Genomic DNA, 25,346 nt, shown 5'->3' on the forward strand with positions numbered 1-25,346 from the left:
TGCACTGCCCGAAAGAAAAAGAAAGATCCCACATTGAGAGACTGCGAATCAGATGTTGCACACTTCACGCAGGCTTTGATAACTTTGTCCGAAAGCACATTGGAGACGAACATGACTGCGCCTTCGAGCACACCCGAATTTAAACGCTTAAATCCACGCCGCGCAAGCCTCTGCGCGATTTTTTTCAACGCGAATTTAAGCGTTTAAATCCAGGGAAAACACCATGTCTGCGATTTCCCTGAGAAACATCCAGAAGACGTTCGGCGCGAATGCGCCCGTCATCCGCGACCTCAACCTCGACATCGGCGCACACGAGTTCTGCGTGTTCCTCGGTCCGTCCGGTTGCGGCAAGTCCACGTTGCTGCGCATCGTCGCGGGACTCGAAGATCAGAGCGACGGCGACGTGACGATCGGCGGTCACTCGATGAACGGCGTCCCCGCTGCCGAGCGCGGCGTCGCGATGGTGTTCCAGAGCTACGCCCTCTTCCCGCACATGTCGGTCTACGAAAACATGGCGTTCGGCCTGAAGCTCGCGAAGACGCCTAAGCCCGAGATCGACCGCAAGGTGCGCGAAGCGGCGCGCGTGCTGCAACTCGACGCGCTGCTCGAACGCAAACCGCGCGAGTTGTCGGGCGGCCAGCGTCAGCGCGTTGCGATCGGCCGAGCGATCGTGCGCGAACCCGGCGTGTTCCTGTTCGACGAGCCGCTGTCCAATCTCGACGCCGCATTGCGCGGTCAGACACGCATCGAAATCGCGCGGCTGCATCAGCGCTTTGCGCAGGCGAGCGTCGTCTATGTGACCCACGATCAGATCGAAGCGATGACGCTCGCCGACAAGATCGTGCTGCTGCATGCAGGCGCGGATACGCAGCGCTTCGGCAGCATCGCGCAGATCGGCGCGCCGCTCGAGCTTTATCATCGGCCGCGTTCGAAGTTCGTCGCGGGCTTCATCGGTTCGCCGCGCATGAATTTCATCGACGGTGACGTCGACGCGGTTGCGCATGATGGCGTGCATGTGAAGCTCAAGAAGAGTGCGTCGACGTTGCGCGTGCAGGTCGATGGTGCGCGTTTGAAGCGCGGCCAGCCCGTCACGCTCGGCATTCGTCCCGAACACATCCGGCTCGACGGCGACGCACAAACGCTCGCTGTGAAGTCGCTGATCACCGAACAGCTCGGCGAGCACAGCTACGTGCACGTCGAATGCGCAGACGGCACGCTGATCGCCAAAGCGCCCGGCGATGTCGCGATCCGCAACGGCGAGCCGCTCGCGTTGCGTCTGCCTGCCGACGCCTGCCATCTGTTCGACGAAGAAGGCATTGCACTGGAACGCACGGTCGCGATGGAAACGCAATCCGTCGCGCTGCAAACGGCATAACAGGGAAGCAAACCAACGAAGCGAACCGCGCCTGCCGGGTTCGCCGATCTCAGCAGCCGGCCACAGAGCCGGCGCGGTGGGCACGAAGACTGCCGTCCGCATCACGCGGGCGGCCAACAACGCAGTTCAAGGAGACACCACGATGATCAACAAGCACCTGAGCCGCATCGCCGGGCTCGCCTCTTTCAACACGCGCGCCGTGACGGCTGCCGTCGCGGTATCGGCGGCGTTGCTGTCGGGCCTCGTCACGGATGCCGACGCCGGTCAACTGAACGTCAACGTGTCGGCGCGCGGCAATCAGCGCTCGACGTGGCAGGACGCATTCGACAAGTTCAAGAAGGCCAATCCCGATGTCGATCTGAAGATCACCTACATCACGGAAGAAGCGTACAAGGTGCAGATGGGCGGCTGGCTCGCCACCGATCCGCCTGACGTCGTGTCGTGGCACGACGGCGAACGCATGGCGTACTACGCGAAGCGCGGCCTGCTCGAAGACCTCTCCGGCGACTGGACGAAGAACGGCTGGAGCCAGCAATATGCATCGGTGAAGGAAGCCTCGACGTATAACGGCAAGCAGTATGCGGCGCCGCTCGGCTACGACGCATATGGCTTCTTCTATCGCAAGGATCTGTTCGAGAAGGCTGGCATCAAGAGCGAGCCGAAGACGTGGGAAGAATTTCTCGACGCGTGCAAGAAGCTCAAGGCAAGCGGCGTCGCACCCATCGCCGTCGCTGCGCGCGACAGCTGGACGCTTGCAGCATGGTTCGATTATCTCGATCTGCGCATCAACGGCAATGCGTTCCATCAGAAGCTGATGGCGGGCGAAGTGCCGTACACCGATCCGCGCGTGAAGAAGGTCTACACGACGTGGAAGACGCTGATGGACGATCACTACTACATCGACAACGCGCTCTCCTACGATCTCGATTCGATCGGCCCGTTCCTCGCGAACGGCAAGGCCGCGATGATGCTGATGGGCACGTTCTTCTCGGCGGGCATTCCGTCGAGCGTGAAGGATCAGATCGGCTTCATGCGCTTCCCGGTGATCGATCCGAAGGTGCCGATGGCCGAAGACGGTCCCGTCAACGTGCTGCTCGTTCCCGCGAAGGCAAAGAACAAGACCGACGCGCGTCGCCTGCTCGCCTTCATGGAAACGCCTGAAATCAACGCGGATCTCGCGCGCGGCTGGGGTCAGTTGCCGTCGAACAGCAAAGCGACCGAGCCTGACGATCCCATTTCGAAGGTCGGCTTCCAGACGCTCGCCAGCACGACGGGCGGCATTGCGCAGTTCTACGATCGCGACATGACGAAAGAAATGGCCGACGAAGGCATGAAGGCAATGCAGCAGTTCTACAACGATCCTTCGCAGATCGATTCGCTGCTCGCGCGTCTCGAAGCGACCCGCAAGCGCATTTATCACAAGTGATGTCCTGAAGGCGGCTGCTTTATCGGCAGCCGCCAGGGGCGCATCGCATGTGATGCGCCCATGAATCATCTGCCGCTCGCCGCATTACGCGAGCGGTATCGAACGAGGTCTTCGTCATGTCCACGTCTATCGCACGCCTGCCTTCGGCGCGCAGCCGCCGCACGTCCGCATCGGGGCGCGCACGCAATCGCGCGGCGTTCTTTTTTCTGCTGCCTGGCTGCGCGTTGTTCGCGCTGTGCGTGATCTATCCGATCCTCAGCAGCATCGCGCTCAGCTTCTACAACTGGGACGGGATGACGGCGAAGACCTTCATCGGACTCGCCAACTACGTCGAGCTGTTTCAGGCCGATACGTTCTATGTCGCGCTGAAAAACAACCTCATCTGGCTCGTGTTCTTCCTGCTCGCGCCGCCTTTGGGCTTGATGTTCGCGCTGTATCTGAACCAGCAGGTTAAAGGCATGCGTGTCGTGAAGTCGCTGTTCTTCGCGCCATTCGTTCTGTCGGGTGTGGTGGTCGGTCTCGTGTTCAGCTGGTTCTACGACCCGACTTTCGGCTTGCTCAAGGTGATCGTCGGTCATGGCATTCCCGTGCTCGGCGATTCGCATACCGTCACGTTCGGCATCGTGTTCGCTGCACTCTGGCCGCAAACGCCCTACTGCATGGTGCTTTATCTCACAGGCCTCACGTCGATCAATCCGGAAGTGGTCGAGGCCGCGCGCATGGAAGGTGCGAAGGGCTGGCGTCTGCTGTGGCACGTGATCCTGCCGCAACTGCGCCCCGCTACGTTCATGGCCGTCGTGCTGACCGTGATCGGCGCGCTGCGCAGCTTCGACCTGATCGCCGTGATGAGCGGCGGTGGTCCGTTCGACAGTTCGACCGTGCTCGCCTATTACATGTACGACCAGGCCATCAAGTACTACCGCGAAGGCTATTCGGCAGCGATTGCCGTCGTGCTGTTCGCGATCATGCTCGTCTACATCGTGTTCCATCTGCGCCGGATGCTGCGCGAAGAACGCTGAATCACGCATCCTGCTCAAGGAGAACTGTCATGTATCCGCTTCCCGTCGAACGCTGGAAACCCTGGAATCGCGCGATCTACAAGGCATCGCTGCCGCTCGCGTTGTTCGTGTGGCTGCTGCCGATGCTCGCCGTGCTCATCACGTCGATCCGTTCATCCGATGAACTGTCGCAAGGCGATTACTGGACCTGGCCGAAGCACTTCGCGTTGCTCGACAACTACGGCACTGCGCTCACGCAAACGCCGATGCTGCATTACTTCGCCAATAGCGTGCTGATCACCGTGCCTTCCGTGCTCGGCGCGATTTTGCTGGCGTCGATGGCGGGCTTCGCGCTCGCGACCTATCGCTTTCGCGGCAACATCATCGTGCTGTTCACGTTCGTTGCGGGTAACTTCGTGCCCGTGCAGATCCTGATGATTCCCGTGCGTGACATGGCGCTGAAAGTGGGCCTGTTCAACACGGTATGGGCGCTGATCATTTTTCACATCGCATTTCAGACGGGCTTTTGCACGCTGTTTCTGCGCAACTTCATCAAACAGTTGCCCTTCGAACTGATCGAAGCGGCGCGCGTCGAAGGCGCAAGCGAATGGACCGTCTATGCACGCATTGTGCTGCCCTTGATCCGCCCTGCACTTGCCGCGCTCGGCATTCTCGTCTTCACGTTCGTGTGGAACGACTACTTCTGGGCGTTGTGCCTCACGCAAGGCGACGATGCGGCGCCCATCACTGTCGGCGTCGCGGCGCTCAAGGGCCAATGGACGACCGCGTGGAATCTCGTCGCAGCCGGTTCGGTGCTCGCCGCACTGCCTTCCGTGCTGATGTTCTTCGCGATGCAAAAACATTTCGTGGCCGGCCTTACGTTCGGCGCAAGCAAAGGCTGACGCGCGTAGCCAATAGCCACTACTGATCTCTGGAGAAATCGACAATGCAACTGGGTGTTTGCTACTACCCCGAACAATGGCCGGAAACGATGTGGGCCGACGACGCGCGCCGTATGGTGGAACTCGGCATCACGCATGTGCGGATCGCGGAGTTCGCGTGGAGCCGCATGGAACCGCGCGCAGGCGTGTACGAATGGACATGGCTCGATCGCGCCGTGAAGACGCTCGCCGACGCGGGCCTCAAGATCGTGCTCGGCACGCCCACTGCGTCGCCACCGAAGTGGCTCGTCGATTCGATGCCGGAGATGCTGCCCGTACGCGCCGACGGCACGACGTGGAATTACGGTTCGCGCCGCCACTACGACATTTGCAGCGAGCCGTATCGACGCGAATGCGTGCGTATCGTCGACGCGATGGCGCAACGCTATGGCGCGCATCCCGCTGTCGTCGCGTGGCAGACGGATAACGAACTCGGCTGCCATGAAACAGTGCCGAGCTATTCGAAGGCTGCGCGTGCGCGCTTTCAGGCGTGGCTCGCGCGTCGTTACGAAACCGTCGACAACCTGAACCAGCGCTGGGGCAATGTGTTCTGGAGCATGGAGTATCCGTCGTTCGATACGATCGAATTGCCGAACCTCACGCCCACCGACGCGAATCCGATTCATCTGCTCGATTTCCGCCGCTTCATGTCCGACGAGGTGTCGAGCTTTCATCGCGAACAGATCGATGTGCTGCGCCGTTACGCGCCGAATGCGGACATGCTGCACAACTTCATGGGCTTCTTCACGACCTTCGATCACTATCGCTTCGCCGCGAACAACAGCATCGATGTTGCGACGTGGGACAGCTATCCGATTGCGCGTACCGAAGTGATCGCGTTGAGCGAGGAAGACAAGGCGCGCTATGCACGCACCGGGCATCCCGATGTGTCGGCGTTCGATCACGACCGCTATCGTGCGATCGGACAAGGCCGCTTCTGGGTGATGGAACAGGAAGCGGGCCCCGTGAACTGGGCGCCGTGGAATCCTGTTCCCGCGCCTGGCATGGTGCGTCTGTGGGCCTACGAGGCCTTTGCGCATGGTGCCGAACTGGTGTCGTACTTCCGCTGGCGTCAGGCGCCGTTCGCGCAGGAGCAGATGCATTCGGGCCTCAATCTGCCCGACAACACTCTGTCGCCAGGCGGTCGCGAAGTGGCGAGGGCTGCGCAGGAAATCGCGCAATCGGCGGCGCTTTCGAAGCTTGCGCAAAGCGGCGCTGCGCCGCGCGCTGAGGTCGCGCTCGTGTTCGACTACGAGACGCAATGGATGTTCGAAATCCAGCGGCATGCGAAGGGCTTCGATTATCAGACGCTCGCGTTCGAGTACTACCGCACGCTGCGTGAAATGGCGCTCGACGTCGATATCGTGTCCGCGCATGCCGATCTTTCCGGCTACAAGCTGGTCGTCGTGCCGGGTCTTGCGGCCTTGCCGGCGGGCTTCGCAACGAAAGTCGAGCAGTCGTCGGCGCAATGGGTCATCGGACCGCGCACAGGTTCCAAGACCGCCGACTTCGCGATTCCCGCGCAGTTGCCACCAGGCGCATTGCAAACCGCGCTGCCGTTCAAGGTGCTCGAAGTCGATTCGTTGCGTCCGACGCTTCAGCCGTCAGCGACACTCGACGGCGTGACGGGCATCGCATTGCACTGGCGCGAACATCTGGAAACGCGCGACGGCGTCGACGTGCTCGCGCGTTTCGATGACAACTGGCCCGCCGTCGTTGCGCGTGGACATGTGCGCTATGCAAGCGCGTGGTTCGATGCGCCGTTGCATCGTGCGCTAATGGAAGGCGCGGCGCGTGATGCCGGACTCGTGGTAACGCATTTGCCCGCAGGACTGCGTGTGCGTCGACGCGGCGAATTCACGTTCGCGTTCAACTTCGGCGCGGAAAGCGTCGAAGCGCCCGCACCCGAGAACGCGCAATTCGTGCTGGGACAACGCACGCTCGGCACCGCCGATGTGTGCGCATGGATCGACGCATGACAGCCCGCTCGCCGCACGCGTCGACGCTGCTGACCGTCGACGCCAGCCGCCCTGCCGTAACGCCGCGTACGGGCATGCTGCAGATGGGCACGAACACGTCGCCCGATGGCAGCGCGATCGGCATCAACAGCCGCTATCTGACGCGCGACGGCGAGCCGTGGCTGCCCGTGATGGGCGAGTTGCACTATTCGCGTGTGCCCGAAGCGCAATGGGACGATCAACTGGCCAAGGTGAAGGCGGCGGGCGTCGATATCGTGTCGTCGTATGTGATCTGGCGTTATCACGAGCCGCGCCCCGGACAGTTCGACTGGACTGCGCGTAACGATCTGCGGCGCTTCGTTGAAACCAGCGCGCAACGCGGCTTGCTCGCGTTCGTGCGCATTGGTCCATGGGTGCATGCGGAAGTCCGCTATGGCGGCATTCCCGCGTGGGTCGTCGATCAGGTGCCTGCGCGCAGCGACGATCCGCTGTATCTGCAATACGTGCAGCGTTTTTTCGCAGAGATCGCCATACAGTTGCAGGGCTTGTTGTGGAAGGATGGCGGTCCCGTCATCGGTATTCAGCTAGAGAACGAATACAATCTGACGGGGCCGCAGCAAGGACGCGAGCATATCGCGACGCTCAAGCGTCTGGCACTCGAAGCAGGACTCGATGTGCCCTTGTACACCGTGACGGGCTGGGACAACGCGGTGTTTCCGCGCCGAGACGTGACGCCCGTATTCGGCGGCTATCCGGACTTGCCGTGGGGCACGTCGACCGCGATGTCGCCGCCCAACGAAGTCTATGGGTTTCGCTTCACGAGCCGCGTCGGCGGCGATCTCGGTGCGCAGACGCACAACGATGGACCGGGCGATGCCGATGCCGTCGCCGAAGAAACGCCTTTTCTCGGCGCGGAATACGGCGGCGGCGTACCGACGATGTATCGGCGCCGCCCCGTCCTGGACGCCGACGACATCGCCGCAATGCTGCCCGTGCAACTGGGCTCCGGCGTGAACCTGTACGGCTACTACATGCTGCACGGCGGGCGCAATCCGCCTGGCGATCTCGACGGACAGGAATCAACGGCGACGGGCGGCTACAACGACCTGCCCATCATTCACTACGATTTTCAGGCGCCGTTCGGCGCGAATGGCGAAGCGCATCCTGTGCTCGGGAAAGTGCGGCCGATGCATCTGTTCCTTCAGCAATGGGGCCGCGCGCTGGCAACGTGCGATGTGTATCGGCCCGACGTCATCCCGCAAGGCCACGACGATCTGCAAACGCCGCGCTATTCGGTGCGCGCCGATGGCGATCGTGGCTTCCTGTTCTTCAATAACCATGTGCGGCAGCATCGGATGCCAGCGCAGCGCGGCGTGCAGTTCGCCGTGAAGCTCGCGACACGCGCGATCACGCTACCTTCGACGCCGATCGATATCGCACCGGGCGTGTGGTTCATCTGGCCGATCGGTTTGCCGCTCGGCAACGCGCGCTTGCGGTATGCAACGGCGCAGCCCGTCACGCGGCTCACGTCTTCTGAAGGGGAGACGCATGTGTTCGCGGCGACGGAAGGCATCGCACCCGAGTTCGCGTTTGAAGCGGACTCGGTGAAACAGGTCACGCCTGCCGATGCTCGCTCGACGCTCGGTGTGCATGAAAGCGACGATGCGCTCATCGTGCACGCGACACCCGGCGAAGCATTCATCGCGACTTGCAGCGACGGCACACGCATCACGATCATCACACTCGCACGTGAAGACAGCGAACGACTGAGCGCGTTGACGTTCGACGGCCAGCGTCGACTGATCCTCACCGATGCGCTGACATTCGAACGCGATGGCGAACTCGTGTTGCGTTCGACCGGTTCTGCATCGTTCGATTTCGCCGTGTATCCACCGCTCACGCACACGCCTTCATCGACGCATCAAATGGTCGAATCGCAGCGATACGGCGTCTTCCAGCGCTTCACCATTACCGTGCCGCCCATCGCATTCGATGCACGTATCACGCCTTTGCGTACGGCTCAAAAGATGCCACCCATCGTGCTGGGCGGTACAGCACATGCCGCCGTCGAGCCCACACCGGAGACATTTGGCAAAGCCGCCGCGTGGCGTATCGATCTGCCGGAAGAAGCGTTGAACGCACCTGGCCTGAGCAACGCGTATCTGTCGATTCGCTACACAGGCGATATCGGCCGGCTGTTTTCAGGGGCGGACATGATCGACGATCACTACTACAACGGCTTGCCGTGGCAGGTCGGCGTGCGCAACGTGGCGATCGATCCGCGACAGCCGCTGATACTGACCGTGCTCCCGCTACGCGCCGACGCGCCCATCTATCTCGACGCACGTTACGATCCGCGCGTCGACTCCAACGATCAGGTCGCTGAAGTGCAAAGCGTGAGCTACGTGCCCGAGTATGAAGTGATCGTTTCGAGAAGGTGACGGTCGAGGACCGTCTTGACGGCGTACGCGCAACCGATGCGCGTACGCCAGCTTTTTGTTCTGCAACGCACTACAGGTCAGCGGGCGGGCGTCGGATGTCCATGATCGTCCATCCTTCGCGCTTCATCGTATTCGCGCGAGATATCCCGGTTCGTGTAATCGCCCAGACGCGAAGTGGCCAACAAACTAATCACGGCGCACACAAAAATATAAACCGCGATCGCATAGCCCGAGTGGTAATACGCAAACAGCGCAGTCGCGATCAACGGCGCGGGACCGCCCGCGATCACCGACGCAAGCTGGTAGCCCAGCGACGCGCCGCTATAACGCAGCCGCCCCGTGAACGTCTCGGCGATCAACGCGGCTTGCGGACCATACAGCATCGAGTGCGGCACCAGCGAGAGCACGATCGCGGCGAATATCCATACCGGATTCTTCGTGTCGACCATCGCGAAGTAAACGAAACCGAATATGCCGACCAACGCCGCGCCGATCATATACATGCGCTTTCGCCCGATCAGATCGGACACGTGACCGAACAGCGGAATCGTGACGAACTCCAGCAAGGAAGCCGCGAGAACAGCCGTGAGCAACAGATCGCGCGAGGCACCGAGCGTCCTGACGCCGTATGTGAACACGAAGGCCGTGAAGATGTAGAACGGTGCCTGCTCGGCCATGCGCGCGAGTGCGGAAAGCAGAATGTCTTTCGGCTGACGGCGGATCACTTCGAGCGCCGGCGCCTTTTCGATCTTCCGTTCTGCGAGCAGCCGCGCAAAGATCGGTGTTTCCAGAATATTCAGTCGGATGTATAGGCCAATCGCGACGAGGACGATGCTGAGAAAGAACGGCACGCGCCAGCCCCACGTGAGAAACGCGTTGCCGGATATCTGACTGATCGCCAGCACCGCGAGGTTCGCGATGAACAGCCCGGCGGGCACGCCGAATTGCGGCCACGACGCGACGAAACCGCGATGCGCATTGGTGCGCGCCCATTCCATCGACATCAGCACCGAACCGCCCCACTCGCCGCCCACGCCTACGCCCTGAATGAAACGCAAAATAGTGAGCAGGACAGCACCCCAGATTCCGATCGTCGCATAGGTCGGAACAAAGGCCACCGCAAACGTGGCGAGCCCCATCAGCAGCAGCGTGACGATCAGCGTTGCCTTGCGTCCGATGCGGTCGCCGTAGTGCCCGAAAATCGCCGCGCCGACCGGCCGCGCGATGAAGCCGACGGCGTAGATCAGGAAGGCCTGCAAGGTGCCGACGAGCGGGTCCGATTCAGGAAAGTAGAGCTTCGCGAATACGAGACCCGTGACGGTGCTATAGAGGAAGAAGTCGTACCATTCGATCGTCGTGCCGATCGTGCTGGCGATGACGGCGCGGCGCAATTGCCGGCGTGCGTCTTCTTCGGATAGGGGCGTCGCCCCCGGCTGTTCCGTGACCATTTCGCACCCCCTATAAAGGGCGATATGGTTTACCGACACGATGCACAACGAGTGGTTCCAGTCGCCGCAGTAAGGAAAACGCTGATATGTTTTCTATCACGTCGTGAGCATAAAACGATCCCGCTCGCGCACTGCCGCTTGATTCGCAATCTAAGCCGCAATCGGCCCATGATCCGGCTGCGTCTCGCGTCTGGCCACGACGACGCGCCGTTCTTCATCGCCCGCCAGTGCCGGCGTCGATTCGAACAACTCGGAAACCCAGTCGGCGAATACGCGCACCTTCGCGGACAGATGCCGGTTGTTCGGATAAACGATCGAAATCGGCTTGGGCTTCGGCTTGAACGCGGGCAGCACTTCCTTCAGCGAGCCGTCGCGCAGTTGCGGCGCGACCATGAACAACATCGGCTGAATGAGGCCGAAGCCTTCCATTCCGCACTTGACGTAGGCCTCCGAATCATTGACCGTGACGACGCCGTTCATGCGCACTTCGATCGGCTTGCCGTCGACAATGATGATCCACGGCATCGGACGCGTGCCATGCGAGACGCGGAAATTCACCGCGTGATGCAACGCGAGATCGTCGATGCTTTGCGGCTCGCCGTAACGCGCCAGATAGTCGGGCGACGCGCACGTCACGCGCTTGAGCGTGCCGACACGACGGGCGACCATCGACGAATCTTCGAGCGCGCCCGCGCGGATCATGCAGTCGATGCCTTCCTCGACGGGATCGACGGGACGGTCCGACAGGCCGAGATCGAGCGCGATGTCCGGATAGCGCTGATGAAAACTCTGCAACGCGGGAATCACGAGATGACGGCCGAGCGAATTCGGCATGTGCACCCGCAGTGCGCCGCTCGGCTTGCGATTGCCCGCCTGAAAACTCGCATCCGTTTCCGCGATATCCGTGATGATGCGAATGCAGTGCTCGTAATACGCGGCGCCTTCCGGCGTGAGCGACAGACGTCGCGTGGTCCGGTTCATCAGACGTACGCCGAGCACCGCTTCGAGATTCTGGATGGTCGTCGTCACCGTCGCGCGCGGCATGCCGAGCTGCTCGGCGGCGCGCGTGAAGCTGTTTGCATCGACCACACGGGTGAACACTTCCATTGCCTGAACGCGGTCCACGCTTTCCCCTTTACGCTTCCAAACCAAAGAGGATAGAACGTCGGGGAAGGCAAAAACAAGCAAATTGCCTCATTAGCCGGAATTAGCGAACAGTTTCACGTCGAAGAAGCAGAATCGCATGGGAAATGGCGCTTATCTGAAGGCGAAATACGTGCAAAGCTGACGATGGCCTCAGGTTCGGTGCGTCGTGTCCCAAGCGAGAGACGCGTCAGCCGCCGCGATACATCGGATCGATAGTGTCGGTCGGCACGCGTCGGCCGGATTCCGATTTCCCCGTCCCACTCCCGCCAACGTCGCCGTGACTCTTCACAGCAGCGGGATTCGCGCCGTCGTGCTGAGCGTGATGCCCGACGTGCGACGCTTTCACGACGCCGCCTGTTCGAGCGTCGGAAGCTGCGTCATAACCGCCGGCCAGGACAGGCATCGCAAACGATGCGAAGCACGCCGCGAGCAGCGCGCCGATGAGTTTCGTATTCATGTGGTCTCCATTGCAGATGTGGGCGTCGAGACACCCGTGGAGACTTGTGCACGAGCTATGCCAATTGCACCGGACTCATGTGTGCGCGAGGCCAAAGGCCTGCAAATAAAGGCTTCGGCGCGTAGTCGCGATCCAATCCGGCGCGAGATGCCTGGGCGAAGTGACTGACGAACACCAACCTTTCGTAGACCGCTGTTCGAGTGCCGCCAACACCAACGCTGACGCAAGCGTGGCATTCGGCCAGCCGGATTCGCGCACCTGTCGTATCGTATTTCGCGCATGTTCGCTGTTCCGCGCAACGCGCAACGCTCAACGCTTACCGCTTCGACAAGGGCTTTCACGATGACCCGTTCCCGTCAACTGCATCTCGGCGCCTTCATGCGACCCGTCAGCCTGCACACGGGCGCGTGGCGCTTTCCCGGCGCGTATCCCGATGCCAACTTCAACATCTCGCATCTGAAGCGCTTCGCACAGACGCTCGAACGCGCGTGCTTCGACGCGTTCTTCATGGCCGATCATCTCGCCGTGCTCAACATGCCGCCCGATGCGCTCAAGCGCAGTCACACGGTCACGTCGTTCGAACCGTTGACGCTGCTTGCCGCGCTGTCGGCGGTGACGGAACGCATCGGGCTGATCGCCACATCGTCGACGACTTTCGACGAGCCGTATCACGTCGCACGGCGCTTTGCTTCGCTCGATCATCTGAGCGGCGGCCGCGCGGGCTGGAATCTCGTCACCACGTCTAATCCCGACGCGGCGCTCAACTTCGGCCTAGACGAACATGTCGAGCATGGCGATCGCTATCGGCGAGCACGCGAGTTCTACGATGTCGTCACAGGCCTGTGGGACAGCTGGGCCGACGACGCGTTTGTGCGCGACGTCGAAAGCGGTATCTACGTGAATCCCGAGCGCATGCACGTACTCGCACACAAGGGCGAGCAATTGTCCGTGCGCGGACCGCTCAACATCGCGCGGCCGGTGCAGGGTTGGCCTGTCGTCGTGCAGGCGGGATCGTCGGAAGCGGGCCGCCAGATCGCCGCCGAAACGGCAGACGCCGTGTTCGCCGCGCCGCCCTCGCTCGCTGAAGGCAAGCGCTTCTATGCTGACGTGAAGAGCCGCGTCGAGCGCGCGGGACGCGACCCGGATCATCTGAAGATCTTGCCCGGCGCGTTCGTCGTGGTCGGCGATAGCTTCGATGAAGCGCGAGAAAAGCGCGCCCTGCTCGATACGTTCGTGCACTACGACAGCGGTATCGCCTCGCTGTCGATCGCGCTCGGTCATGACGTGTCGCATCTCGACCCCGATTCGCCGCTGCCCGAGATTCCGGAAAGCAACGCGAGCCGTAGCGCGCGGCAACGCGTGGTCGAGTGGGCGCGTGCGGAGCAGTTGACGATTCGACAACTGGCACAGCGCATAGGCGGCTATTCGGGGCTGGAGATGGTCGGCACGGCAACGACGATCGCCGACGAGATGGAGCAATGGCTCATCGAGCGCGGCTCCGACGGATTCAACGTGATGTTTCCGTATCTGCCCGGCGGCCTCGACGATTTCGCCGACAAGGTCGTGCCCGAGCTTCAGCGTCGCGGCATTTTCCGTCGCGCCTATGAAGGCACGACGTTGCGCGATCACCTCGGCTTGCCGCGTCCGGAGAATCGTTTCTTCGCGCGTCGTAGCGGCGACTAGACGGCCACCGCGTCGCGCAGAAAATCGACCAGCGCGGATTGCACCGCGTTCAGCGGACCGCCCGCGCCGATCAGCGCGAGTTCCGTGGGCGGCAGCCGCGGCAAATCGAAACACAGGCTGTGCTCGGGCAACACGGCCGTGGTCGGCAGAACGGTGATGCCCAGGCCGGAAGCGACAGCCGCCTGGATGCCCGTCAGGCTGTGACTTCCGAACGCGATGCGCCAGCTACGCTTCGACTGGTCGAGCGTGCGGATCGCACGCTTGCGGTACACGCAGCCTTGCGGGAAGAGCGCGAGCGGCACAGGCTCGCCGTCTTCGGATGGCACTTCGATCTGACGGCCGCGTACCCACACAAGCGATTCGGGCCATGCTGCAAGACTTGGCCCGCTGCCCGGTTCGCGTTTGACGAGCGCAATCTCGATCTCGCCGCCCGACAGCTTGCGCTGCAGATCGCCGCTCATGCCCGCAACGGTTTCGAGCCGCGCGTCCGGCCGCGCCTTGACGAAGCCCGACAGAATCGACGCCATCCGTTTCGCGCAGAAATCCTCCGGCACACCGATGCGGATCGGCGTACGCGAGATGTCGCTGGCGAGCGCGTCCTGCGCTTCCTGAGACAACGCAATCAAACGGCGCGCATAGTGCGTGAGCAGCTCGCCATGCTCGGTCGCCGTCACCTGATTGCCCGTGCGGTCGCGCGTCAGCAGCGTGCGCCCGACCAGTTCCTCGAGCCGCCGCACCTGCTGGCTGACAGTGGACTGCGTGCGGTGCACGCGATCGCCCGCCCGCGTGAAGCTGCCTTCGTCGACGACGCACACCAGCGTCTTCAGAAGTTCGAGATCGAGCATGGCGGGCACCTCATATTTGTATTTTCACCGAGCATCGTATTTTAATTTAATTTCCGAATATCGGCGGTGGGGCGTAGCCTGAATTGCATATCGATGCTTCAAGGAAAGGACCGAACATGTCACTCGACAACACACGCCGCCCGTCGTGGCTGACCTTCGACTGCTACGGCACGCTGATTCAATGGGACGAAGGTCTGCAGAAAGCCGTATCGGCGATTCTCGCCAGCAAGCACGCTGCCGCGATTGATCCGTGCGCGTTCATCACCGTATACGACAGGCACGAGCATGCGCTCGAACAGACGCCGCCGCACCGCTCGTTCCGCGAAGTCGCGGGCGAGGCGCTGCGCATCGCGCTCGACGAATTCAATCTGCACGCGGACGACAACGACATCCGCATGCTCACGGAGCGCATTTCGGCGATGCCGCCCTTCCCCGAAGTGGTGGGCACGTTGCGTGCGTTGAAGGAAGCGGGCTACAAGCTGTGCATCGTGTCGAATACCGACGATGACGTGATCGCCGGCAACGTCGCGCAACTGGGTGGCTACATCGACCGCGTGATCACCGCGCAGCAGGCGGGCGCGTATAAACCAGACCGCCGGCTTTTCGACTATGCTCACGAACAGATCGGCGTTTCGCTCGACGACGTCGTGCATATTTGCGCAAGCCCGCATCTGGACCACGCGGCAGCGCGCGATATCGGCTTTCGCTGCGTGTGGATCGATCGCGGCACGGGCCGCACGCTGTTGCCGGACTACACACCGGACGCAACACTGGCGACACTGGACAAGGTGCCGCCGTTGTTCGCATCGCTTGGCTGGTGAAACCTGCAAAGGACTATTGATGGCTCATACGCTCAACGTCAACACTGGCACCGTATCGCGCCGCGATGCGCTCGATTCCGACGCGGTATGGACCGCCCGCGTCGAACTGGCCGCGTGTTTTCAGCTGGCCGCGCAACATGGGTTTGAAGAAGGTGTGTGCAATCATTTTTCGGCGGTCGTGCCGGGGCATGACGATCTGTTCTTCGTCAATCCGTATGGATATGCGTTCTCGGAGATCACGGCATCGCGCCTGTTGATCTGCGATTTCGACGGCAATGTGATCGAAGGCGAAGGCAAGCCGGAAGCGACAGCGTTCTACATTCACGCGCGCTTGCACAAGGCAATGCCGCGCGTGAAGGCGGCTTTTCACACGCACATGCCGAACGCGACTGCGCTATGTCTGATCGAAGGACCGCCGCTGTTGTGGCTCGGACAAACGTCGTTGAAGTTCTATGGCCGCACTGCCGTCGACGAGCAATACAACGGCCTCGCGCTCGATAACTCGGAAGGCGACCGCATCGCGAATGCCATGGGCGATGCGGACATCCTGTTCCTGAAGAATCACGGCGTGATGGTCGCGGGCGCGAGCGTCGCGGAAGCGTGGGACGATCTGTACTACCTCGAACGCGCGGCCGAAGTGCAACTCAAGGCGATGCAGAGCAACCGCCCGCTCAAACCCGTGCCGCACGAAGTCGCGCAACTCGCGTACGAACAGATGCGGCTCGGCGATGCGGAAAGCGCGCGGGCACATCTCGACAGCGGCATGCGGCGTCTGCGCAACGCGGGCAACCGCTTCGAGACGTAACCCTCACGTAGGGATCACACGGACATGCCCTGCATTCTTCGGCCGAAATGTGCGCGCTCAGCGCCGTCCATCAGCGCGAGAAACTGCGCGCTGTCCATATGCACGAGCGCTTCGTGATCGCCGGATTCGAAATACACGTCCGGCTGACGCACGAGGCTGTCGTCCAGATACGTTTTCATGCCATACGCGGTGCAAACGGGCGGCAACGCGCCGTATTCGCAGTCCTTGAACAGCTCGCGTAAATCCACTTCTTTCGCGAGCGCCAGATGCCGTCCGGTTTTCGACGACAGCTCGGCAAGGCGAACCGCGTAGGTCGATGACAGCACGGCAGCCACATAGCCCTGCTCGTCTTCGAACAGCACGGTCTTCGCGAGGCGATCGCCGGGCACATGCGCGGCGGCTGCCGTTTCCATGCTCGAATGGCTGTACGGATGACGCACGATTTCGTAACGGGAGCCCTTGTCGGTGAGGCACTCCTGGAGCGTTGTAGACATAGACATGACACACCTCCGTGTCGGAAGTCGCAGGCGATCCCTTCAGGATAGGTCGCCTGCGCATGATCCGCATGCAGACATCGGTGTGATGCGCGCATGCATAAATGCCGGCATCGCTTACGCTGTAGCGAGGCCTTTTTCCTTCAACCACGCTTCATTGAAGAGCCGCGCGCGATACAGTTCGCCGCGATCGCACAGCGGCGTGACGATCGTGTGACCCGGTCCCATCTGCCGCGCGAGTTCGACGGCGGCTGCCACATTGATCCCCGTCGATCCGCCGACATACAGCCCTTCTTCGCGCAGCAAGCGATACACCATCGTCACGCAAGCCTGATCGTCGATGCGGAATGCGTCGTCGATTGCCGTGCCTTCCAGATTGGCCGTAATCCGGCTCGATCCGATGCCCTCGGTAATCGAACTGCCTTCCACCTTGATCTCGCCTGTTTTCACGTAGCTATACAGGCCGCTGCCATGCGGGTCCGCGAGCGCGATCCGCACATCCGGTTTCTGCTCCTTCAGAAAACGGCTGACGCCCGCAAGCGTGCCGCCCGTGCCCGTCGCGCAGACGAACGCATCGACCGTGCCCGCAGTATCGCGCCAGATTTCTGGACCTGTGGTTTCGTAATGCGCCTGCCGGTTGACGACGTTGTCGAACTGGTTGGCCCAGATCGCGTTGTCGAGTTCATCCGCGAGACGGCCCGCGATCTTCTGATAGTTGTTCGGATCTTTGTATGGCGCAGCGGGCACGGGCCGCACATCCGCGCCGAGCACGCGCAGCAGTTCCATCTTCGCGGGCGATTGCGTTTCGGGAATCACGATCACGCAGCGATAGCCGCGCGCCGCGCATAGATGCGCGAGGCCGATGCCCGTATTGCCCGCCGTACCTTCGACGACCGTGCCGCCCGGTTTGAGCGCGCCGCGCCGCTCCGCGTCGAGGATGATGTAGAGCGCCGCGCGATCCTTCACAGAACCGCCCGGATTCATGAACTCGGCTTTGCCCAGAATCTCGCAGCCGGTCTCCTTGCTGAGCGCTGCGAGCCTGATGAGCGGCGTGTCGCCGATGCATCCCGTGAAACCCTGGTGTACGCGCATGAGCGTCCCCCGTTCCGGTGCCGGGCAGCGAACGCGGCTGCCACATTCGAAGGATAGGCCTGTGGCCTGACCGCTAACAGGGGAGCATTTCACGCGCCCGGCTCGCGGGCGTCGCGCTGGATTGCAGCGCGGTATTGCGATTCAGGGCGCGAGTTCGATGGTCACTTCGTCGAGTGCGCGAAACGGTGCGAGCAGCGCGTCGTCCGCACTCGCCGATGTGATGAGCCGCCAGTCGCGCTGCAGCGGCGTCCAGTGCTGCTGACGCGCGCGGCCGAGTTTGTCCGCATCGGCGAGTACGACGATTTCCGCCGCACGCGAGACGATGCACTCTTTCAGATACGCCTGTTGTGCCGACGCTTCGCACAAACCAAAGCCCGCGACCACGCCGTCCGCGCCGAGAAACGCGCGGTCGACGGTCAGACGGCTCAGGATCAGTTCCGCGAGCGGCCCGAGCGTGCTCATGCTGGAGCCGCGCAATTCCCCGCCGATCAGCGTGAGCCGCACGCCCGGCGCGTTCGCGAGCGCCGTAACGGCGAGCAGATTATTCGTGACGACGTGCAATTCTTCGCGCGTCGACAGATGCCACGCGAGCGCGGCGCAGGTCGTGCCGCCGTCGAGCAATACGGTATCGCCGTCGCTGACATGCGCGGCGGCTGCCTGCGCGATCGATTCCTTCTGCTCGCGCTGCGCCGCCTTGCGTTCTTCGAGCGACGCTTCCGGTTCATGCACGCCAACCAGAGCCGTCGCGCCGCCGTATGTGCGCACGAGGCGCTTCTGTCTCGCGAGCGAAGTCAGGTCGCGGCGGATCGTCGCTTCCGACACGCCCAGTGCGGCGCACAACTCTTCGACGTTGGCATCGCGCGCACGGACGAGATCGAGAATCGCCTGATGCCGGTCTATCGTTTTTTTCACGTCTGCACGAGTCCGAGAATGGGGCTCGATCTTACACCAGCCCCTACACCGGCCACATCGGCGATCAGCGGCGCGTCGCCAGCTCCGCGCCCTGGCGCAGCGCTTCGAGCATGCTGCCTTCGTCGACGACACCCTTGCCCGCGATGTCGAACGCGGTGCCGTGATCGACGGAAGTGCGGATCACTTCCAGACCCACCGTCACGTTCACGCCCGCTTCGAGACCGAGCACCTTCACGGGACCGTGCCCCTGATCGTGATACATCGCGACCACCAGATCGAAGTCGCCGCGACCTGCGCGGAAGAACAGCGTATCGGCGGGCAGCGGACCCGTCACGTCAAGCCCGCGTTCCTGCAGCAGCTTCACAGCGGGGATGATCTTCTCTTCCTCTTCGCCATAGCCGAACAGACCGTTTTCGCCCGCATGCGGATTGATCCCGCACACGCCGATACGCGGACGCTCGATGCCCGCCTTCACGAGCGTCGCGTTGCCGCGTTCGATGGTGCGCTGCACGAGACCCGGCTCGATCTTGCGGATCGCGTCGATGATGCCGATATGCGTCGTCACGTGGATCACGCGCAGTTGCGGCGCGACGAGCATCATCGACACTTCTTCGACGCCCGTCAGATGCGCGAGCATTTCCGTGTGGCCCGGATACTTGTGGCCGCCCGCGTGCAGCGCTTCCTTGTTGAGGGGCGCCGTGCAGATCGCGTCGATCTTGCCCGACTGCGCGAGTTCGACGGCGCGCTTGATGTACTGATACGCGGCATCGCCCGCGACAGCCGACAATTGCCCGAACGGCAGGTCGTCGGGGATCAGGCCGAGATCGATACAGTCGATCGTGCCTTGCTCGTAGCGCGCATCGGATGCATCTTCGATACGGCGAATCGTCATCGCACCGCCGACGATCTCGTTCGCGCATTCGAGACGCTTCGCATCGCCGATCACGAGCGGACGGCATTGCGCATAGACGGATGCGTGCGCGAGGCTCTTGACGACGACTTCAGCGCCGACGCCGGCTGCATCGCCCATCGTGATGCCGATTACGGGAAGGTAGGTGCTCATGATGTGATCTCGTGAATACTGCTGTTCATTCTCGGACGTCAGTGCGACACGACGTCCCGTTCAGTTTCGTTGCGCAGCGTCAGCCATGCGGCGTACAACGCGTGATCGGTGCCGAATGCGCCTGCCTTCGTGACGACGCCGGGGCAATGCGTGCGCGTCGGGTCAAGCGGCCTTGCGACGGCGACGCCCGCTTCCACTTCGGCCAGCAATTGCAGATTGCCGATGCGCGCGGCCGACAACATCGCGCGCGCGGTCTCGCCGCCCGTCGCGATCACGCCGCCCGTCTTCGTGAAGTGCGGTTCGACGAGCGCGGCGAGCGCGGCTGAAAGTTGCGCGCCTTCGGCGGGATCGAACGCATCGTCGCGGCCGATGCGCAGCAGCAGATCGACACCCGCCTTCAGCGATACGCCGATCTGTTCCTGCAACGCACGCCAGTCGCGATGTGTCGCGCCTTCGCGCAACACGATGGGCGGCACGATCAGTTCTTCGACGCCGCCGCGTTCGCGCAGCATCGCGCATTGCCGTTCGCTGACAGCCGACAGGCTGCCGACCAGAATCAGGATCGGGCCGCCGGGAAATGTTTCGTTGCCGCGCTTGCTTTCGGCTGCATCGTTGCGCGAATCGAGCGCTGCGATTTCGCGCGCCAGGCCGCCCGAGCCGACCCAGAAAAACGCCGCATCGCTGTGCAGCGTTGCGCGGGCGAGCGCGCGCAACGCACGCTCGCTTTGTGTATCGACGACCAGCGCCTGCACGCCGTTCGCGGCCATCGCGCCGATACATACCGCGAGCGTTTCCGGTTCGTCGGCGAGCGCTTCGGCATCGAGCCGGTCCGTCGTCAGTCCTGCTGCTTCGAGTTGTGCCGCGATGCCGGCGGGCAGGCCCGAGTGTTCCAGCTTCCATGTCGCCGTCTGTTCGAGCGGCTCGCCGTGCACGAACACGCGGCCGTCGCGCACCGTGCGGCCTGTGGCGGGAAACGCGGGCGCGACGATCGCCATGCCTGCGAGCGTCTGAAGGCCCGCGACTTCGGCGGCCCAGTTGCCGCGCAAGGTCGAATCGATCTTCTTGTAGAGCCGCTGGTCGCGCGCGCTCATTTCTGCAAATGCCGCCGCCGTGCGTGTAGCAGCATCGTGCGGCGTGAGACGGCGCGTGTCGGTATCGACGGCGATCGTATCCGCGCCGTCGTGCGCGAGCGTGCGCGTCGCCTCCAGCGTGACGACCGTGCGATGCCCGGCGCTCGCGAACCCGATCGCGCAGTCCGCGGCACCCGACAGGTCGTCCGCAATGATCAGAATCTTCATCGTGCCAGCCCTTGGCGATTCTCCTGGCGCGCGCGTTCGTTGCGCTGCTGATAGCGTTTCGCGACCGCCGACGTGAGGATCGGCGACATGATCGCCGTCACGACCACACAGGCTGCAACCAGCAGCGTCGCGCTGTGCGCCGCTTCCGTATAGACCGGGTTCGCTGCCGCGACGAGCGCGGGCACAGCCGCTGCATTACCCGCCGTGTTCGCTGCCGCGACACCTGCGACGCCCGTGCCGCCCGTCAGACGATCGGCGAAATAGAGCGGAATGCCCGTCACGATCACGACAGCGATGCCCAGTCCGATGCCGAGCAAGCCAGCTTGCCACACCTTGTGCAGATCCAGACCCGCGCCGAGCGCCAGCGCGAAGAACGGAATCATCACGGGCACGGCCTTCGCGAGAAAATCGCGCATGTCGCGGTCGAGATTGCCGAGCAGCATGCCGAGCGCGAGCGGCAGAATGCTGCCGACCAGCGTCTGCCACGGGAACGCCGACAGACCGGCTACACCGAGCGTCACCATCGTCAGGAACGGGCCGGATTCGAGCGACATCAGCGTGTATGCGCCGACGTCTTCCGAGCGGCCGTACTGGCCCATCAGCGCCATATAGAGGCCGCCGTTCGTGTCGTTCATCGCGGCGACGACGGCGAGCGTCGAGATGCCCGCGAAAAGTCCCGACGACACCGGTTGCTCACCCAGCAGATGCCCGAGAATCACACCGACGATCACGGCCGCGCCCACTTTCGTGACGAGCAGCGCGCCGCCCTTTTTCATCAGATACGGCGTGGCCTTCACGTCGATGCTCGCGCCCATGCAGACGTAGAACACGGCGAGAATCGGCAGCGCGCCCGTGAACAGCGCATTGGTGAACGAACCGAAGAACTTCGGCATGCCGGGCAGGAACGTCGCCACCAGCGAGCCGATGAGCAGCGGCACGATCATCATGCCGCCGGGAACGCGCTCGATCGAGCGCTTGATGGGGATTTGAACCATGGGAGTCTCCTGGCTTTGTCACACCGCGTCTGTCCGCGTTTTTGATTGAAACAATCACCGATTCGATCAAATCGATCAGTTCGCAGTGTAGTCGCTTTGATCGGATCGCGCAAATTGGTTGAGCTTTTGCGCAAAACGATCATTTTTGGACGTGCGCATTGTCGCGTGATGCCAATGCGATTGCGGGCAGTCGATTTTCGACTGCCCGTATGACCGGAGCGCTCCCGGTGCTCCCGGTGCCTTACGCCGACACGGCAGGATCGCGCACCCGCCTGTCACCCAGATTCCTGCGCATCCAGTGCGCCACGTCTTCGACGTCGATGGTGCGCTGCGCATTGAACGTCCGCGCCTTGTCCCACGCGACGCCCTTTCCTTCAGCAAACACGACGCGATATTTCTTTAGCGAATCGTGCGGATCGCGCGCGAGTTCCGCCTTCAGGTGCGGCACCGTCCATTCCACGCGCTCGAATACGCGGCCAGTGAATGCATCGAGCGCATCGGCAAGCTGTCCATACGCGATCGTCTCGCCCGCGACATGCACGACGCCTTTGATGCGCGGCTCGGCCAGCAGAATCTCCGTCGTCAGCGCGCCGATGTCTTCCGCCGTCGTGACCGTGACCGCGTTGTCCCATCCGCCGAGCGCCCGCACGATGCCGCGCTCGACGTCCACCACGCCGAACGACGGCTCGAACAGAAAGCTCGTGAACATGCCCGTCGACACGATCGCCCAATCCGTATCCGACTGCGCGCGCAACACATCGCGCACGTCGAGTTGCTCGTCGAACAGATCCTGCGCGCTGCCCCTGCCGATCACGTCGTAGTCGACGCCGAACTGCCACGGAAAGAAGCGCGGCACGCGCGCGTCCAGCGCCGCGCGCGCGATCTTCAACTGCACGCCCTTGCCGCCAACGAACCCCGTACACGACACGACGATATCGAACTGCGCGAAACATGTGGCGAGCGTTTGGGCGGAGTCTGCGGCGAGATCGCCGGGTATGGGCGCGATGCCGAGCACGCGCAGCTCGGCGATTTCGCGTTGTTTGCCCGGATCGGCGGAATGGACGGTGGACGGACGAAGCAGCACGCTGATGCTCAATGCCGACGACGCCGCGCGCCGTGCAAGATTGCGCAGCACGGACATGCCGAGTTCGCCTGCGCCCAGAACGAGAATGCGTTGTTGCGTCATGACGCGTTACCCTTTTCGCTGCATCGAAAACGATGCGATGAATGGCCTTCCGTTGCCGGAAGGAATCGATGGCATCGCGACTGTCGGGCATCTCGCCCCGTCGCAATGGCGTTGACCGAAGTCTAGGGCGGCACGCGCGACGCATTGTTCGTCGCGCGTGAATTCACAACGCGGGTGCGCCGAACGCGCGTCCCGTTGCGAGCTACGGCGCTTCATCCCATGTATGCTCGCGTGCAAACGTCAGGCATGGCCGCCATTTACATGGACAAACTTCACGCGATCAACACCTTCGTGCGCGTCGTCGATGCGCGCAGTTTCAGCAAGGCGGCCGAAACGCTTTCGCTGCCGCGTTCGTCGGTCACCACGACGATCAAGAATCTGGAGCAGCATCTGGGCACGGTGCTGCTACGGCGAAGCACGCGCACACTGAGCCTGACGGAAGCCGGCGAGCGCTATTACGCATCGTGCCGAACCATTCTTGCTGAAATCGATCGTGCGGAAAGTGGGCTGCGCGAAGACACGATTGCGCCGCGTGGCAAAGTGCGAGCCGACATGCCCGGCGTGATCGGCCGTGCGGTCGTCTTGCCGAATCTGCGTGCGTTCGCCAGGCGCTATCCCGACATCGAACTCGTGCTCGGACTCAGCGACCGGCCTGCGGATCTGATTTTCGACGGCATCGACTGCGCGATCCGCACGGGCGATCTCGCCGACTCGACGATGATCGCGCGGCAGATCGGCACGCTGACCTGGCTCACGTGCGCGTCGCCCGTTTATCTGCGCGAGCGCGGCGAGCCCGCATCCGTCGACGATCTTTCGATGCATGAAGCCGTCAACTACTTATCGAACGCGACGGGCCGTCCGCTCGACTGGCGCTTCAACGTGAACGGCGAACCCGTCACGATGACGATGCAAGGCCGCTACGCGATCAATGAAACCGAAGCCTATTTGCAATGCGGAATCGAAGGGCTCGGCATTATCCAGTTATCGGAGTTCGTTGCGAAGCCTTATCTGGAGTCTGGGCGGCTCAAGGAGGTGCTGAGGGAATCGAGAAGCGCGCCTGTGCCCGTTTCGATCGTTTATCCGAACCGCACGCATTCGAGCGCGGCCGTGAAGGCGTTCGTCGAATGGATCGCAGAGATTTTTCCGCGATGACAAGCAAAACCGCGACGCGTCCTTACACGCGTCGCGATTTTTTCAAACAACCTCAAACCTTCGATCACTGCGCCTTCGCAGCCGCCTCGATGATCGCATTCGCCACTGCTTCGGGCTTGCTCAGCATCGGCACATGGCTGCTGTCGAGGTGCGTCACCTTCGCCTTCATCTGCGCCGCCATCGCGTCCTGCAAACGCGGATCGATCATGCGGTCATGATTCGCGACGACATAGTACGTGGGCTTCGAGTGCCATGCGGCATCCGTGACCTTGTCGTCGGTCGCACCGGCGAACCACGGGCCTTGCGTCGCCGCGACGATCCGCTTCTGCGCCGGGCTCAGGTCTTGTGCGAAGTCGTTGTCGATCGCTTTCGTCGACAGCGTCAGGAAGTTGCCTGAGTCCTTCTGCAACTCGCTCACCCATGCAGGCGCCGGCTTGCCCTTGAGCACGTCGTTGAGCGACTGTCCGCTATCCGGCGCGAAAGCCGCCACGTAGACCAGCGCCTTCACCTTGTCGTCGTTGCCTGCCTGGGTAATCACCGCACCGCCCCACGAATGGCCGACGAGCACAACGGGCCCGTTCTGCGCATCGATCGCGCGCTTCGCGGCGGCGGCATCGTCCGCCAGCGAACTCAGCGGATTCTGCACGGCAACCACATGCAGCCCGCGCGCTTCGAGTAGCGGAATCACCTTCTCCCAGCTCGAACCATCGGCGAACGCGCCGTGCACCAGCACGACGCTCTTGCCTTTCAGATCCTGCGGCTGGGCGGCCTGCGCCGCGTTCAACGACAGCACCGAGCCGGCGAGCATGA

Annotated in this window: 22 protein-coding genes; 10 read left to right on the top strand and 12 right to left on the bottom strand. The window is 62.6% G+C overall.

All coding sequences use genetic code 11. The features are described 5' to 3' along the window. The first annotated feature begins 223 nt into the window (after window positions 1–223). The 6 genes from QEN71_RS36585 (at window position 224) to QEN71_RS36610 (ending at window position 9,139) form a co-directional block, all read left to right on the top strand. A complete protein-coding gene (locus QEN71_RS36585) occupies window positions 224–1,375 on the top strand; it encodes an ABC transporter ATP-binding protein (RefSeq protein ID WP_201655158.1) in 1,152 nt (383 codons plus the stop codon). Window positions 1,376–1,517: 142 nt separating this feature from the next. Beyond that, window positions 1,518–2,801, top strand: a complete 1,284-nt coding sequence (locus QEN71_RS36590; protein ID WP_201655155.1) for an ABC transporter substrate-binding protein — start codon at window positions 1,518–1,520, stop codon at window positions 2,799–2,801. A gap of 116 nt (window positions 2,802–2,917) precedes the next feature. Beyond that, window positions 2,918–3,820 (top strand): carbohydrate ABC transporter permease, encoded by a 903-nt coding sequence (locus tag QEN71_RS36595; RefSeq protein ID WP_201655152.1) that lies wholly within the window; start codon window positions 2,918–2,920, stop codon window positions 3,818–3,820. A 29-nt stretch (window positions 3,821–3,849) separates the two neighbouring features. Next, window positions 3,850–4,701, top strand: coding sequence for a carbohydrate ABC transporter permease (locus tag QEN71_RS36600; RefSeq protein ID WP_201655149.1), 852 nt, complete (start codon window positions 3,850–3,852; stop codon window positions 4,699–4,701). A gap of 44 nt (window positions 4,702–4,745) precedes the next feature. Further along, the gene (locus QEN71_RS36605) at window positions 4,746–6,719 is read left to right on the top strand and encodes a beta-galactosidase (protein ID WP_201655146.1); all 1,974 of its coding nucleotides are present in this window, start codon (window positions 4,746–4,748) and stop codon (window positions 6,717–6,719) included. Further along, complete coding sequence (locus QEN71_RS36610) at window positions 6,716–9,139, top strand: beta-galactosidase (protein WP_201655143.1); 2,424 nt, start codon at window positions 6,716–6,718, stop codon at window positions 9,137–9,139. Before QEN71_RS36605 ends, QEN71_RS36610 begins: the two co-directional genes overlap by 4 nt. 77 nt (window positions 9,140–9,216) lie before the next feature. Here the strand turns inward: QEN71_RS36610 and QEN71_RS36615 are convergent, their stop codons facing one another. The 3 genes from QEN71_RS36615 to QEN71_RS36625 all read right to left on the bottom strand — a co-directional run bounded on the left by QEN71_RS36615 (window position 9,217) and on the right by QEN71_RS36625 (window position 12,190). Then, window positions 9,217–10,587, bottom strand: coding sequence for an MFS transporter (locus tag QEN71_RS36615; RefSeq protein WP_201655140.1), 1,371 nt, complete (start codon window positions 10,585–10,587; stop codon window positions 9,217–9,219). A gap of 150 nt (window positions 10,588–10,737) precedes the next feature. After that, the gene (locus tag QEN71_RS36620) at window positions 10,738–11,712 is read right to left on the bottom strand and encodes a LysR family transcriptional regulator (protein WP_201655137.1); all 975 of its coding nucleotides are present in this window, start codon (window positions 11,710–11,712) and stop codon (window positions 10,738–10,740) included. Window positions 11,713–11,920: 208 nt separating this feature from the next. Continuing rightward, complete coding sequence (locus QEN71_RS36625) at window positions 11,921–12,190, bottom strand: hypothetical protein (protein ID WP_201655133.1); 270 nt, start codon at window positions 12,188–12,190, stop codon at window positions 11,921–11,923. 342 nt (window positions 12,191–12,532) lie between these two features. Between QEN71_RS36625 and QEN71_RS36630 the strand changes: the two genes are divergently transcribed. Further along, on the top strand, window positions 12,533–13,873 hold the full coding sequence (locus QEN71_RS36630; protein WP_201655130.1) for an LLM class flavin-dependent oxidoreductase: 1,341 nt from the start codon (window positions 12,533–12,535) through the stop codon (window positions 13,871–13,873). On the opposite strand, the gene QEN71_RS36635 is transcribed toward QEN71_RS36630, so the two are convergent. Beyond that, the gene (locus QEN71_RS36635) at window positions 13,870–14,718 is read right to left on the bottom strand and encodes a LysR substrate-binding domain-containing protein (RefSeq protein WP_201655126.1); all 849 of its coding nucleotides are present in this window, start codon (window positions 14,716–14,718) and stop codon (window positions 13,870–13,872) included. The two genes, QEN71_RS36630 and QEN71_RS36635, sit on opposite strands and share 4 nt — an antisense overlap. Before the next feature lie 116 nt (window positions 14,719–14,834). Here QEN71_RS36635 and QEN71_RS36640 point away from each other — a divergent pair, with 116 nt between their 5' ends. Together QEN71_RS36640 and QEN71_RS36645 are read left to right on the top strand one after the other, a co-directional pair. Continuing rightward, a complete protein-coding gene (locus QEN71_RS36640; protein ID WP_201655123.1) occupies window positions 14,835–15,539 on the top strand; it encodes a haloacid dehalogenase type II in 705 nt (234 codons plus the stop codon). Between the two features lie 19 nt (window positions 15,540–15,558). Beyond that, window positions 15,559–16,344, top strand: coding sequence for an aldolase (locus QEN71_RS36645; protein ID WP_201655120.1), 786 nt, complete (start codon window positions 15,559–15,561; stop codon window positions 16,342–16,344). Between the two features lie 14 nt (window positions 16,345–16,358). On the opposite strand, the gene QEN71_RS36650 is transcribed toward QEN71_RS36645, so the two are convergent. From QEN71_RS36650 to QEN71_RS36680, 7 genes are all read right to left on the bottom strand, one after another. Further along, complete coding sequence (locus tag QEN71_RS36650) at window positions 16,359–16,844, bottom strand: aminoacyl-tRNA deacylase (RefSeq protein WP_201655117.1); 486 nt, start codon at window positions 16,842–16,844, stop codon at window positions 16,359–16,361. Window positions 16,845–16,955: 111 nt separating this feature from the next. Then, window positions 16,956–17,930 (bottom strand): cysteine synthase A, encoded by a 975-nt coding sequence (locus tag QEN71_RS36655; RefSeq protein ID WP_201655114.1) that lies wholly within the window; start codon window positions 17,928–17,930, stop codon window positions 16,956–16,958. 141 nt (window positions 17,931–18,071) lie between these two features. Further along, window positions 18,072–18,842: a DeoR/GlpR family DNA-binding transcription regulator gene (locus tag QEN71_RS36660; RefSeq protein WP_201655111.1), complete on the bottom strand. Its 771-nt coding sequence runs from the start codon at window positions 18,840–18,842 to the stop codon at window positions 18,072–18,074. Between the two features lie 64 nt (window positions 18,843–18,906). Further along, the gene (pdxA, locus tag QEN71_RS36665) at window positions 18,907–19,905 is read right to left on the bottom strand and encodes a 4-hydroxythreonine-4-phosphate dehydrogenase PdxA (protein ID WP_201655108.1); all 999 of its coding nucleotides are present in this window, start codon (window positions 19,903–19,905) and stop codon (window positions 18,907–18,909) included. Window positions 19,906–19,943: 38 nt separating this feature from the next. After that, window positions 19,944–21,203, bottom strand: a complete 1,260-nt coding sequence (locus QEN71_RS36670) for a four-carbon acid sugar kinase family protein (protein ID WP_201655105.1) — start codon at window positions 21,201–21,203, stop codon at window positions 19,944–19,946. After that, window positions 21,200–22,198, bottom strand: a complete 999-nt coding sequence (locus QEN71_RS36675; protein ID WP_201655102.1) for a 2-keto-3-deoxygluconate permease — start codon at window positions 22,196–22,198, stop codon at window positions 21,200–21,202. Before QEN71_RS36675 ends, QEN71_RS36670 begins: the two co-directional genes overlap by 4 nt. A gap of 241 nt (window positions 22,199–22,439) precedes the next feature. Beyond that, the gene (locus QEN71_RS36680) at window positions 22,440–23,384 is read right to left on the bottom strand and encodes an aromatic alcohol reductase (RefSeq protein ID WP_201655099.1); all 945 of its coding nucleotides are present in this window, start codon (window positions 23,382–23,384) and stop codon (window positions 22,440–22,442) included. 261 nt (window positions 23,385–23,645) lie between these two features. Between QEN71_RS36680 and QEN71_RS36685 the strand changes: the two genes are divergently transcribed. Beyond that, a complete protein-coding gene (locus QEN71_RS36685) occupies window positions 23,646–24,536 on the top strand; it encodes a LysR family transcriptional regulator (RefSeq protein ID WP_201655096.1) in 891 nt (296 codons plus the stop codon). Window positions 24,537–24,600: 64 nt separating this feature from the next. On the opposite strand, the gene QEN71_RS36690 is transcribed toward QEN71_RS36685, so the two are convergent. Beyond that, window positions 24,601–25,344, bottom strand: coding sequence for an alpha/beta fold hydrolase (locus QEN71_RS36690; protein ID WP_377791422.1), 744 nt, complete (start codon window positions 25,342–25,344; stop codon window positions 24,601–24,603). Window positions 25,345–25,346: the final 2 nt, after the last annotated feature.

The organism is Paraburkholderia sabiae (assembly GCF_030412785.1).
Classification (GTDB): Bacteria; Pseudomonadota; Gammaproteobacteria; order Burkholderiales; family Burkholderiaceae; genus Paraburkholderia; species Paraburkholderia sabiae.